Raw genomic sequence first — 13,005 nt, 5'->3', positions numbered from 1 at the left:
TTCTGGTGGTCATGGCGGAGGGGCCATACCCGATCCCATCCCGAACTCGGAAGTCAAGCCCTCCTGCGCCGATGGTACTGCAGGGGTCACCCTGTGGGAGAGTAGGTCGTCGCCAGATCTATGCCCCGGACACGCAAGTGTCCGGGGCTTCTTTATTGGTTCTTCGCCGGTTGACGTCTGCTGCGCGCGGGCCCGAGATGCGGGCAGAAGGCTGCGCCACGCCTATAGTGCAGAGCATGCAGGGTGACCTCGTCGAGCGCTTGGTGGCGCTGAGCGAGCAGCACACTCCCGGCCGGGTGTTGGTGCTGGTCCGGCGCGCGGTCGCGGGGCGGTGGTTGTCGAGCTTGCTGGCCGAGCGCGGGGCCGCCGTGGGGGTCCGGATCCTCGATCTGGAGGGGCTGCTGAGCGCGGCGATGCTCGAGCTCGCGGGCGAGATGCTGAGCCCGGTCGTGGCGCTGGCGGCGGTGCGCGAGGCGCTGTTGGCCGATCCCAGTGATCGCTACGCGGCGATCGCCGAGCAGCCAAGCTACCAGCGCGAGGCGCTGCGGGCGTTCGTCGAGCTCGAGCGGGGTCTCGGCGGGCGGTCGCTGGACACGGTGCTCGAGCGGGTCGAGGGCGGGCCGGACGGCCGCGACGCCGGGATGCTGCAGGCGTTCGCGCGGTTTCGGGAGCTGGCGCGGGAGCAGGCGGGCTGGTGGCGTGGAGAGGCCCCCGAGCTGGTCGTGGCTGGGCGGCGGCGGGTGTCGTTCCTGCGCCGACGCGCGGCGGCGGTGGCGATCGGGTTGGTGACGCCACTGACGTCGCAGTGGGAGGGCCGGCTGCTCGACGGGCTGGGGTTCGAGCGCTGGGGGTCGGAGTTTGGGTGCGGTGAGCTGTCGGCGCGCCGGGCTCTGGATCTCCGCCTGGCGTGTGCCGGCCCCGAGGCCGAGATCGCAGCGGTGGCGCGCTCACTGCGAGCGGCGCCCGAGCAGCCAGCCGTGGTGTTGGCGCCGAGCGACTCGGTGCCGCGGTGGGTCGATCGGCTGCGCCACCGCGATGTCCCGGTCCGGGCGTTCGTCGAGCGCCGGGCCGCGAACACGGGGGCAGCACGGACAGTGCGCGCGCTGCTGCGGGTGCTGAGTTCGCCGAGCGCGGTCCGCCGCGATGATCTCGAGACGCTGCTGTTTGGATCTGCGCTGCGGACCTGGTCCTCGAGCGCGGCGCAGCTGGGGATCGACTACCCGCGCAGCCCTCACCCGGGGGATCTGCACCGCGCGTGGGAGCTGCAGCGGGCGTCCTCGTTCTCGCTGGGCGGGCTGGAGGCGCGGCTGCGGGCGGCCGGGGAGTCGAGCGTGGACGCGCTGCGCGAGCGCGGGCGCCGGCTGGGCTGGGACGACGCACAGCTCGACGAGCGCCGCGCTCGAGCACGAGGTGCGCATCGGCTGCTGGCCTCGGCTGTCGAGCGGCTCGACGCGCTGGCCCAGGACTGGAGCGCGCCCGGATTGCGCGAGCTGTTGGACGACTGGGATCTGCTCGGCCGCGCGGCGGTGCACGGCGTGGCCGGGGCGGAGATGACGGCGGCGCGGGTGGTGATCGAAGCGTGCGCGCGGGCGGACACCCAGGCGCTGCTGCCGTCGACGCCGGCGAGCTTCGGCGCGAGCCTGGATCACGCGCTGGCCAGCGCGTCGGCGGGCAGCTGGGAGCAGACCCGGGCCGAGGGCGGCGGCGGCGGCCCGCCGGTCTGGGTGCTGCCCTACGCGAGCGTGCCAGCGGTGGGTCAGCTCCCGCCGCGGTTGTTCTTGACTGGCCTCGACGCGCACCCGCGGCCGCCCGTGCACCACGATCTGATCTCCGACTCGCTGCGGTCGAGCCTCGGTCTGGTCGCGGATCGGGCCCGCTTCGTGGTTCAGCTGCGCCAGCTCGACGAGCTGTTGAGCGCCGCCGCGGGTCCGGTCGTGGGCAGCTGGCGCCACCGTGATGGCGCGGGCGCCCGCCGACCGCCCGGGCCGTGGATCGCGGGGCGACAGGCTGAAGGCGAGGCGGCGTCGGTCGGCGTCGACGTGATCGCGCTGCCTGCCGCCGGCTCCGAACCGAGCGCACCGATCGAAGACAGGCTGGTCGACTGGGCCAGCGAGGGCGAGCTCCGTCGCCGGGTCGAGGCGATCCGCAGCCACGAGGCCGCGGGCGTCGGGCCGCACACGGGGGTCTTGGGCGTGCGCGTGGAGCCCGGCGTGCCCTACTCGGCCAGCTCGCTGCAGCGCTACGCCCAGCTGCCCTATCAGTACTTTGTCGAGCGCGTGATCGGGCTGCGCGAGCGCCAGCAGGTCACCGACTCGCAGGCGTCGCTGCTGGCGACGGAGCAAGGACAGGTCGTGCACCGGGCGCTCGAGACCGCTCACGCGGCCCGGCTGGCGGCTGGCCAGGGCGGGCTCGAGCTGGCCAGCGTGTCGGAGCCGCTGCTGACCGAGGTCCTCGACGCGCTCGCGCAGGGCTACCGCAAGCGCGCGGAGCACGGTCAGGCCGAGGCGATCTGGGCCAGCGAGCGCGAGCGCTGGGCGGTCGAGCTGCGCGAGTGGTGGCAACACTGGCAGCAGCGCCTGCAGGCCGGCTGGGCCGGACCGGGCGGCGAGGCAGCTCGCAGCACGGGGCGAGCGGGTACCCGACGCGGCCGGCCCGAGCCCGAGCAGCTGGTGCCAGGGATGTTCCTGCTGGCCGCGGAGTGGTCACCGGTGCCCGAGGGGGCGTCGAGCTTCGAGCTCGATCTCAGCCTCCGCACGATCCCGTTCGTCGCCGTGATCGATCGCGTCGAGTTCGACCCCTATCGCAACCGCCTCGACGTCGTCGATTTCAAGACCGGCCGCCCGCGCTGGGCCTCGGCGATCGCGGATCAGCTGCGCGCCGGCGTCCACTTGCAGCTGCCGCTCTACGCTTTGGCGATCCAGCAGGTCGTGGCGGCCGCGCCCGAGCGGCTGCACCTGCCGCAGCCGGTCCCCGTCGGCGCGCTGCGGCTCGAGTACTTGCAGCGACCGCTGCCGCGCGGCGGCAAGCTGATCACCCCGGAGGCCCGCGGCTTCGCGCCCGGTCAGCCGCTGGGGTTGGACGCGAGCGGTCAGGTGTGGACGATCCTCGGGGCCGCGGCGAGCTTCTGTCTGGCGTTCGTGACCGCGATCGAGGCGGGGCGGTTTCCCGTGGTCGCGCGCGCGCCCGGCCAGCGAAGCTTCGCGGGCAGCCGCAGCAGTCGGATCGAGGAGCTCGCCCGGGTGGTGCCGAGCGCCGAGCTGCGGCGCACGGGTCTGCCGCCCGCGCTCTCACCGTTGCCAGATCCGCGCAGCGCTCGCGAGGTCGTGCAGTGACGCGCTCGCCTCGCCCGAGCCGCGCGGCGGCCCGGTTTGGTCCGATCTTCGACCCCTCGCGGTCCGTCGTGCTCGTCGCCAGCGCGGGCACGGGCAAGACCTGGCGGCTGGTCCGTCGCTACTTGCGGATCATTGCTGGGCCTGGGCCTGGGCCTGGCGCGGGCGCGTGGGCGCGGCCTGATCAGGTCGTGGCGGTGACCTTCACGCGCGCGGCGGCGGCCGAGATGCGCGCGCGCGTGTTCGGGGCGCTGACCTCGTCGGCCTCGGAGCTGCTCGCCGATGATCCGGTGCTGCAGGAGATCGTGGGTCTGCGCCCGCTCGATGAGCGGCTGGCCCTGGCCGAGCACGTGGCCCCGGCGCCGATCGGCACGCTGCACTCGCTGTGCGCCCGGATGCTGGCCGAGTTCCCCGAGCTCTCGGGCGTGCCCCCTGACGCGCGCCCGCTCGAGCCGGCCGAGCAGACCCTCGAGCTCGACGCGTTCGTCTCGGGCTGGCTGGATCGGGCGATCGACGACGCGAGCCACCGCGCGCATCAGGCCTGCGTCCAGCTGTTGGCCGCGCATCCGCTGGGGTTCATTCGTCGCGAGCTGCGGGCGATGGTCGACGATCGTGACTGGTCGCTGATCAACCCGAGCCCGGGCCCGAGCCCGAGCGCTGGCAGCTCGGGCTCGTCCGCGCAGGTCGCCGAGGCCGACTGGCGCGACGGCGCGGCGATTCAAGCCGCGCGTGAGCACTTCGTGCGCAGCCAGTGGCGCGACTACATCCGCTACATGCAGGCCCCGCTCGCGCTGTTGGTTCAGACCATCGCGCTCGCGAGCCAGCAGGGCCGGCTCTCGCCCAAGCAGACGCAGCTGCGGGATCTGACCGCGCAGCTGCTGCGACACCACGTCCCCGAGCCCGACCTCGAGCGGATCGCGACGGACGTCCACGAGCTGGTGACGATGCGACCGAGCGCCGAGCTCGGTCCGCTCGGCCCGGCCCTGCAGCACGTCCGCAACAGCCATCGCGTGCTCTCGACTCGGCGCTCGCGCGACGTGCTCCCGGCTCCGCAGGCGTCGCTCGACCGCGCTCACGCCGATCATCTGGCTCGCTGGGTCGCGCTCGCGGCCCTCGCCCGCGAGGACTGGGCGGTGAGCCTGCGCGAGCGGGCGGTGCTGCGCTACGACGACCTCGAGCTGCTGACCTGGGCGCTGCTCGATGATCCGCGCGCGCAGGTGCACCTGCGCGGTCGCTACCGCCACGTGCTGGTCGACGAGTATCAGGACATCAACCCGACCCAGGCGCAGATCATCGATCGCCTGGCCGAGCTGTGCGGCGACGCGGGGCCGGCCAAGGTGTTCTTCGTTGGTGATCCCAAGCAGTCGATCTATCGATTTCGCGGGGCCGATCCACAGGTGTTTCAGCGGGCGATGGCGCTGCGCAGCGGGGCGAGTGACCTGCGAGATCCAGACGAGCCGCGCGAGACCGCGGAGATCGTCGCGCTGGCCGAGAACCGCCGCAGCTCGCCGACGCTCGCGCGCTTCTTCATGCAGCTGTTTCCGCCGTTGTTCGCGGGCGTGCTGCCGTGGGCCAACATCACGGAGCTCGGGCGCCCGTTCGAGCTCGCGCGGCTGCGCGATGTGCTGGACCACGCGCTGGTCCACTGGGACGGGGACATCGTGGTCACGCGTGAGCACGATCGACTGCCCGGGCTCGGCGTGGATCTGTTGATCCGGGATCGCGCTCGCGCCTCGGACCACCCCACGCTCGTCGATGAGGCCGAGCGCGTCGCCGCCCACCTGCGCGGGTTGATCGACGGCGCGACCCAGCCGGGCTCGGACGCCGCGGTGCCCGTGCAGCTGCGCGCGCGCGACCTGGCGATCTTGGTGCCGCGCTGGGGCCTCGCGGAGGCCTACCGCGCGGCCCTCGAGCGTCGGGGAATCGCGGCGGATCTCGCGGGTGGTCGGGGACTGTTGCTGCTCCCGGAGGTTCGGGATCTGATCAACCTGGTCCGCCTGTGGGCCGACGAGCACGACGAGATGGCCGCGCTCGCGGTCTTGCGCGGGCCTTGCTTTGCGATCTCGGATCTCGGCTTGTACGTGCTCGCGCGCTGGCCCGGCGTGGATCGTCGGGTCCGCGAGGCTGACCCGGACCTGCCGGAGTTCGCGGATCTCGACGAGGTCTGGGAGCCCTGGGATGACGAACACGAGCCAGAGTCAGAGCCGGAGTCAGAGCCGGCCCAGACCGCGAGCTGGCCGCGTCGGTTCCCCCGCCGGATCCGCGAGATCCTGCGTCACGGTCGGCTGGTCCCCGAGCGCGCGGTCGCGGCTCTCGATGCGGCGGGCGTGATCACGACCGAGCCAGGCGAGACCGCCGCGCAGGCGCGGTCACGCTTGCTCGCCCAGCTGCAGGCCGACGCGCGTGCGCTGGAGGCCGGTCGCGAGCGCAGCCTTGGCTTGATGCGCCAGGCGGGGGCGCGGGCGACCGCGGATCTGCTCGCCGACGCGATCGCCGGGTTCCTGCTGGAGGCGCACTGGCTCGCTGGCCCCCGCGGGCGGCGAGCGGTGGCCAACGCGTGGCGCTTCGTCGAGCACGCGCGGACGCTCGAGCACGACGGACCGGATCTGCAGCGCCTGAGCACGTGGCTCGACGCGGGCGCCGAGCCGGCCGCCGAGGGGCTAATCTCACCCGAGGCCGACGCCGTCACGATCACGACCTGGCACGGCGCCAAGGGCAAGGAGTGGCCGGTCGTCGTGCTCGCTGGGATCGGGGAGTTTCGCGAGATCGGCGCGCGGACCAGCTGGAGCGGCGCCCCGGTTCCGACGATCGACGGCGAGCGTGACGAGCGGATCAACGTGCCGCGGATCCGCCAGCCACACCAGGGGTTCTCGGCCCCGCCCGATCCTCTTCACGCGCCCTGTACAAATATGCTTGCCCCGCTCGAGGCCGCCGAGGCCAAGCGGCTGCTCTACGTGGCGATGACGCGCGCCCGCGATCGCCTGGTGCTCTCGGGCGAGGCCGACGCCCGGGCTCACGTGCACTACGACGACAAGCCGTGGCTCGGGCTCGACTTTCGGTTCGACATGGCGCCGCTGATCGGCGAACCCAAGCCCGCGTACCTGTGCAAGCGACCGATCGAGCTGTTGGTGGCCGCGCTGGATCTGCCGGCGGCGAAGGGGAGCTGCGTGATCCGGCCGCGCGCGGCCACGTGGAGTCTCGCGCACCTGCGGGTGATCGATGACGCGATGCTGCTCGCGGGGCTCGAGCGCGGGCCCGTCGCCGCTCCGCAGACCGTCCCCGCGCCGGAACCAGCGGTCGAGCGCGGACCCTCGCCCGAGCCTGCACCCGCCCCCGAGTCCGTCGCGCCCGAGCTTCCGGCGGCGGCACGCAAGCGACGGCGAGCGCCCAAGACCCACCCTGATCAGCTCGGGTTCGCGGCGTTCTTCACCGAGCCGACGCCGCCCGAGCCGACGCCACCCGAGCCCGCACCCGCACCGACGCCCGCGAAACCAAAGTCCGACTCGACCTGGCTAGCGGGCCCGTCGATGCAGCTGTGGACGCCGAGCGCCGGTCGCTCGCCGTGGCCGGTCAGCGAGCTCGAGTGGGACATGCCGCTCCCCGCCCGGCGCCCCGCGCTGCTCGACGACGAAGATCCCCGCGCGCTCGGGGATCTGTTTCACCGCGCGATGGAGCGCTGGGACTTCGAGGGCGAGCCGCCGCGCAGCGCTGACCTGACGGATCTGGTCGCGGTGACCCACGCCGAGCGCGACGCGACCGAGCGGCGGCGGATCACCACCTGGTTGGTGCGCTGCATCGAGCTGTTCGCCGAGGACCAGCCGCTGCTCGACGAGCTGCGCGACGCCCGAGCGCGCGACCAGCTGTTTCACGAGGTCGACATCAACGCACTGGTCGGCGAGGCGACCCGCGATCACTGGATCAGCGGCCGCATCGATCTGCTGTGGCGCGACCGCGAGGGGCTGTGGAACGTGCTGGATTACAAGGTCACCAGCAAGGTCCGCTCGCGTGCGCAGATGCAGGAGCTGCAGTGGGAGTACGGGCCGCAGCTGCTGCTCTATCGTGAGGCGCTGGCGCGCTGGCGGCCGCGCGGCGAGGTCCAGTACCTGGGTCGCTTCGGGCTGTGGCTGGCGCCAGCCGGCAAGCCCATGTGGCTGGGGTAGGAACTGCTGTTGGTTGTTTGCGGGGGTCGTGTTGTTTGCGGGGGAGACGGGCGTTCTTTTTGGGGCGAGTGGGGGGAGGAATGCGGTAAAAGGGGGGCATGCGTAGGCTCGAGTACAAGGACGCCAAGTCACATAAATTTTGGGAGCTCGACATCGAGGGTGACGCCTATACGGTGCGCTATGGGAAGGTGGGGACGGATGGGCAGACGCAGACCAAGACTTGTGCGTCGGCTGAGAAGGCGGAGTCGGAGGGCACGAAGAAGCTCGAGAGCAAGATCAAGAAGGGGTACGCGGAGGTCGCGGTGGATACGGCGGCGGTGGCGAAGCGGGCGGAGGCGGAGGGCGCTCGCAATCCGGCGCTCGAGGCTGGAATCTTCGACGACCCGAGCAACGACGAGGCGTGGCAGGTCTACGGTGACTGGTTGCAGGAGCAGCACGATGTTCGTGGGGAGTTGATCTCGCTCGAGCTGCAGCGGGCGCAGGCGAAGGGGGCGACCAAGAAAAAGCTCGAGGCGCGGATCGCCGAGATTGTGGCCGAGCACGAGAAATCTTGGCTCGGCGGGCTCGCCAAACACCTCGACCACGAGGGCATCGAACAGGTCGCCACGATCAAGTGGTCGCGCGGCTACATCGTGAGCGCGAGCGTCGGCAACAGCGACGAGGACTGGAGCGGGGCCTCGCCCGACACGATCCTGCGCGCGCTGGTCAAGTTGCCCGCCGCGATGTTCTTGACTGACTTGGCGATCGGCACCACCTACGACGATGCGGACTGGCGTGGGGTCATGGACAAGAACGTCCACGCGATCACCAAGGCCGGCAAGCTCGAGGCCCTGACCAAGCTCTCGATCGCCGACACCGAGGGCTACTGGGACATCTCCTCGACCTCGGTCGGCGACGTGACCAAGGTGCTGCCCGTGGTCCCGCGCCTGCGCTCGCTGTATGTGCGCGGCGGCGAGATCGAGTTGTCGCAGCTGCACCATGATCTGCTGGAGTCGGTGACCCTCGAGACCGGCGGGTTGCCGCAAACCACGGTCCGCGCCGTCGGCAAGTGCAAGCTGCCCAACGCGACCAAATTGGTCGTGTTCTTCGGCAGCTCGGACTACGGCGCGGGCGGGTCGATCGCGGATCTGCAGCCGCTGTTCACGGGCAAGGGGGTGCCGAAGCTCGAGCACCTGGGCCTGTGCAACGCCGAGTTCCAGGACGACATCGCGCGCGAGCTGGCCAAGAGCCCGCTGCTGGCTCAGCTGAAGCACGTGGACCTCTCGCTGGGCACGATGACCGACGCGGGCGCCGAGCTGATCTTGGCGTCCGCCGCCAAGTTCGAGCACCTCGAGAGCCTGGACCTGTCGGACAACTTCATCTCGACCGAGGTCTGCGCTCGCCTCACGGCCGCGCTCCCGCAGGCGGTCGTCCATAGCCAAGAGCAGGCCTCGGAGTACAACGGTCGGCTGCACTACTACGTCAGCGTCGGCGAGTGATACGTTGGCGTCGATGTCGTCGACGCCACCGAACATTCGCGCCGCCCGCGGCTCCACGCTGACCTGCAAAGGTTGGGTGCAAGAAGCCGCGCTGCGCATGTTGATGAACAACCTCGACAACGAGGTCGCCGAGGCCCCGGAGCAGCTGGTGGTCTACGGCGGCACCGGCAAGGCCGCGCGCTCGTGGCCGGACTACCACCGGATCGTCGCCTCGCTGCGCAGCCTCGAGGATGACGAGACGCTGCTGGTCCAGAGCGGTCGCGCGGTCGGGATCTTCAAGACCCACGCCGACGCGCCGCGGGTGCTGCTGGCCAACTCGCTGCTGGTCCCGAAGTGGGCGACCTGGGAGGAGCACAACCGGCTCGCGGCCCTGGGCCTGACCATGTTCGGCCAGATGACCGCGGGCAGCTGGATCTACATCGGCACCCAGGGGATCTTGCAGGGCACCTACGAGACCTTCGTGGCGTGCGCGCGCGATCGCTTTGGCGGGGATCTGGCGGGCAAGCTGATCATCACGGGCGGGCTCGGGGGCATGGGCGGCGCGCAGCCGCTGGCCGCGACCATGGCCGGCGCGGCGTGCCTGTGCATCGAGGTTGATCCAGATCGGATCGCCCGTCGGGTCGAGCACAAATATTTGATGCGCAGCGCCAGCTCGCTCGACGAGGCGCTGACCTGGCTCGGCGAGGCGCGCGAGCGCAAGCAGGCGCTCAGCGTCGGGCTCGAGGGCAACTGCGCGGAGGTGCTGCCCGAGCTGGTGCGGCGCGGGGTGATCCCCGACATCATCACGGATCAGACCTCGGCCCACGACCCGCTCGGCGGCTACGTGCCCCATGGCATGAGCCTGGCCGCGGCGCTCGAGCTGCGCACGCGCGACCCCGACGAGTATGTGCGCCAGTCGATCGCGGCGATGGGTGTGCACGTTCGCGCGATGCGGGACATGCAGGATCGGGGCGCGGTCGCGTTCGACTACGGCAACAACATCCGTGCGTACGCGGTCGAGGCCGGGGTCGAGGACGCGTTCGAGATCAAGGGCTTCATCCCCGAGTACATCCGCCCGCTGTTTTGCGAGGGCAAGGGGCCGTTTCGCTGGGCCGCGCTGTCGGGCAACCCCCAGGACATCTACAAGACCGATCAGGCGATCCTCGAGCTGTTCCCGGAGGACCAGGCGCTGCGGCGCTGGATCGAGCTGGCTGGTGAGCAGGTCGCGTGGCAGGGGTTGCCTGCGCGGATCTGCTGGCTGGGCTACGGCGAGCGCCACCGGGCCGGTCTGAAGTTCAACGAGATGGTCGCCAACGGCGAGCTCGAGGCGCCGATCGTGATCGGCCGCGATCACCTCGACTGTGGCTCGGTCGCGTCGCCCAACCGCGAGACCGAGGCCATGAAGGACAGCTCTGACGCGGTCGCGGACTGGCCGATCCTCAACGCGCTGATCAACACCGCGGCCGGGGCCAGCTGGGTGTCGGTGCATCACGGTGGTGGCGTCGGGATGGGCTACAGCATCCACGCGGGCATGGTGGTGGTCGCCGACGGCAGCGCGGACGCGGCCCGTCGGCTCGAGCGGGTGCTCCACAGCGATCCTGGCATGGGCATCGTTCGGCATGTCGACGCGGGCTACGAGCAGGCGATCGAGTTCGCCAACCGCTACGGCGTGAAGATCCCCGGGACGACCGTGCTGACCGATCCGGTGTCCGACACCTGGCCGACGGAGCAGGGATGACCGACATGACCGACACGACCGAGACGATCGCGCTGACCAACGCCGCGCAGATCCTGACGCTCGGCGGTGATCGAGCTGCGCGCGCTGGCGCGGCGATGAGCGAGCTCGGGCTGCTCGAGCACGCGACGCTGGTGATCGAAGCCGGGCGCGTCGCGTGGGTCGGCCCCCACGCCGAGTTCACCGCCAAGCTCGCGGCGGGTGAGCTCGCGCCGGGTGTCACCCACGACTGCACGGGCGCGGTGATCATGCCCGCGCTGGTCGACGCCCACACCCACTTGGTGTGGGCCGGGCACCGCCGCGATGAGCTCGAGCTGCGCCTGCGCGGGGCCGACTACGAGCAGATCTTCGCGGCCGGCGGCGGGATCTTGTCGAGCGTGCGACAGACCCGGGCCGCGAGCGAGCAGCAGCTCTACGAGCAGAGCCTGCGTCGGATCACGCGCATGCGCAGCTGCGGGGCGACGACCTTCGAGATCAAGAGCGGCTACGGGCTCGACCTCGAGTCCGAGCTGCGCCAGCTCCGGGTCGCGAGGCGGCTGCGTGACGAGGCCGGGTTTCGGATCAAGTCGACCTGCCTGGCGGCGCACGCGATCCCCGAGGAGGCGCGCGGCAGCGACGACGCCCGCGCCGCCTTCATCAATCGGATCTGCACGGAGATCTTGCCCGCGGTGGTGGGCGAAGGGCTCGCCGACTACGCGGACGTGTTCTGCGATCGCGGGGCGTTCACCAAGGCCGAGGCCAGCAAGGTGTGCGAGGCCGCGCTGCGGCTCGGGCTCGAGCTGCGCCTGCACGCGAACGAGTTCGGTCACACCGGGGGCGCGGAGCTGGCCGCGCAGCTGCGCGCGCGCTCGGCTGATCACCTGCTACATTTGTCCGACGAGGAGCGCGCTGCGCTGCGCGAGGCCGGGGTCGTCGCAACATTATTGCCGGGCACGTCGCTGGTGCTCGGCAAGCCCTACGCCGACGGCCGCGCGCTGGTCGAGGCCGGCGTGCCGATCGCCGTTGCCACCGACTGTAACCCGGGATCGTGCGCGCTCGAGAACCTGGCCATGGTGCTGGGCCTGGCCTGCTATGGCTGCAAGCTGACGCCGGCCGAGGCGATCGTGGCCACCACCCACAACGCCGCCGCGTCGCTGGGCCTGGCCGACGAGGTGGGTCGGCTCGCGCCGGGGCTGAGCGCGGACTTGTTGGTGATTGCGTCCGACGACTACCGAGATCTCGTCTATCATGCTGGTTCACCGCTCATCCGCGAGGTTTGGTCTCGCGGTCAACGAGTGGACCGAGCACCCGCGTGAACGCTGACACCCAACCGCTCTTGGCCGAGCGCTACGCGTTGGTCCCCGGGGTCGGGGTCGGGTCGATGCGGTTTGGCGATCGCGTGACCGAGCACCCCGAGCTGGTGTTGCGGGATCCCGAGCCGGAGTACGGCGCCGAAGAGGGCTACGCCGAGTACGGCGTGGTCGGGCTCGAAGAGACGCTGATCATCTACGTCGACGGCGAGGGCAAGGTCGACTCGGTCAGCTTCTATGAATTTTGCATGGTCGACGGCCGCAACCTGATCGGGATGGGCGTGGGCCAGCTGCTGGTCACGCTGGGCATGCCCAGCAACATCGACGCCGAGAAGATCGGGCGCGACGTGGAATTGCTGTACGCGTACGAGCAGCTGGGCCTGACGATCTGGACCGTCAACGGGGAGATCTGCGTGGTCCAGGCCGGCGCGGTCGCGTAGGAGCGAGTCAGCGTCAGCGGTACGGGTCGACCGGCGCGCTGAGCAGGGCTCGCTCGAACCGCTCGAGCTCGGAGATCGTGCGGCGGACTTCGGTCCAGACGAGATCCAGGTTGGGGGCGCGCGCGTACACGACCTGCTCCCACACGTCATCGGTGCGATCACAGCCGAACAACAGCCGCCGAAACGGCGCGACCGAGAGCCCGAGATCGCCCAGCAGCCGGCGCTCTTTGACGCCGAGTCGCCGCAGCGATCGCAGCCACTCCCAGATCGCCTGACGCACTTCATACAGGGCCGCGTCGTACTCGTCGCAGCGCTGGCGCCTGGCCCAGGGCGTCTCGGACAGCAGCGGCGCGCGGATCCTGCGTACGGGTGTCTCGAGCTCGAGCCGCAGTCGGTGGGTCTGGCGGGCGAGCGCGGCCAGCTGCGGGTCGAGGTGCTCGGGGATCTGCAGGGCCTCGTCGTTGACTTCGTCGAGCTCCTGCAGGATCTGCTGCTCGCGCTGATGCCGACGCCACCACCGATAGCCCACGTAGATCGGAGCCGCGCCACCGGTGACCGCCATCGCCCAGCTCACCGCCGCGCCCCCGTCTTTCGA

7 protein-coding genes and 1 rRNA gene are annotated in these 13,005 nt (G+C 71.1%); 7 read left to right on the top strand and 1 reads right to left on the bottom strand.

The features are described 5' to 3' along the window. The first annotated feature begins 1 nt into the window (after position 1). From rrf to ENSA7_RS23265, 7 genes are all read left to right on the top strand, one after another. Positions 2–118, top strand: a 5S ribosomal RNA gene (gene rrf / locus ENSA7_RS23295). Positions 119–236: 118 nt separating this feature from the next. Beyond that, positions 237–3,332, top strand: a complete 3,096-nt coding sequence (locus ENSA7_RS23290; RefSeq protein ID WP_181234026.1) for a PD-(D/E)XK nuclease family protein — start codon at positions 237–239, stop codon at positions 3,330–3,332. Then, the gene (locus ENSA7_RS23285) at positions 3,329–7,489 is read left to right on the top strand and encodes a UvrD-helicase domain-containing protein (protein WP_181234025.1); all 4,161 of its coding nucleotides are present in this window, start codon (positions 3,329–3,331) and stop codon (positions 7,487–7,489) included. Before ENSA7_RS23290 ends, ENSA7_RS23285 begins: the two co-directional genes overlap by 4 nt. 98 nt (positions 7,490–7,587) lie before the next feature. Then, positions 7,588–8,967: a WGR domain-containing protein gene (locus ENSA7_RS23280; protein WP_106091533.1), complete on the top strand. Its 1,380-nt coding sequence runs from the start codon at positions 7,588–7,590 to the stop codon at positions 8,965–8,967. 13 nt (positions 8,968–8,980) lie between these two features. Then, positions 8,981–10,684 (top strand): urocanate hydratase, encoded by a 1,704-nt coding sequence (gene hutU / locus ENSA7_RS23275; RefSeq protein ID WP_106091536.1) that lies wholly within the window; start codon positions 8,981–8,983, stop codon positions 10,682–10,684. Next, positions 10,681–11,976, top strand: a complete 1,296-nt coding sequence (hutI, locus tag ENSA7_RS23270; protein WP_106091532.1) for an imidazolonepropionase — start codon at positions 10,681–10,683, stop codon at positions 11,974–11,976. The genes hutU and hutI overlap by 4 nt, the downstream gene beginning before the upstream one ends. Continuing rightward, positions 11,973–12,410: a hypothetical protein gene (locus tag ENSA7_RS23265; protein WP_106091531.1), complete on the top strand. Its 438-nt coding sequence runs from the start codon at positions 11,973–11,975 to the stop codon at positions 12,408–12,410. Before hutI ends, ENSA7_RS23265 begins: the two co-directional genes overlap by 4 nt. A gap of 13 nt (positions 12,411–12,423) precedes the next feature. Here the strand turns inward: ENSA7_RS23265 and ENSA7_RS23260 are convergent, their stop codons facing one another. Beyond that, positions 12,424–12,984, bottom strand: coding sequence for a hypothetical protein (locus ENSA7_RS23260; protein WP_106091530.1), 561 nt, complete (start codon positions 12,982–12,984; stop codon positions 12,424–12,426). Between the last annotated feature and the right edge of the window lie 21 nt (positions 12,985–13,005).

This window comes from Enhygromyxa salina (assembly GCF_002994635.1).
Taxonomy (GTDB): domain Bacteria; phylum Myxococcota_A; class Polyangia; order Nannocystales; family Nannocystaceae; genus Plesiocystis; species Plesiocystis salina_B.
The sequence above is the reverse complement of the archived record's forward strand: the minus strand, read 5'-3'. Positions and strand labels throughout refer to the sequence as shown.

What these genes read in the sequence shown, in the direction of transcription:
- ENSA7_RS23290 (WP_181234026.1), top strand. Translation starts at nt 237, where the DNA reads ATGCAGGGTGACCTCGTCGAGCGCTTGGTGGCGCTGAGCGAGCAGCAC.
- ENSA7_RS23280 (WP_106091533.1), top strand. Translation starts at nt 7,588, where the DNA reads ATGCGTAGGCTCGAGTACAAGGACGCCAAGTCACATAAATTTTGGGAG.
- hutU (WP_106091536.1), top strand. Translation starts at nt 8,981, where the DNA reads ATGTCGTCGACGCCACCGAACATTCGCGCCGCCCGCGGCTCCACGCTG.
- hutI (WP_106091532.1), top strand. Translation starts at nt 10,681, where the DNA reads ATGACCGACATGACCGACACGACCGAGACGATCGCGCTGACCAACGCC.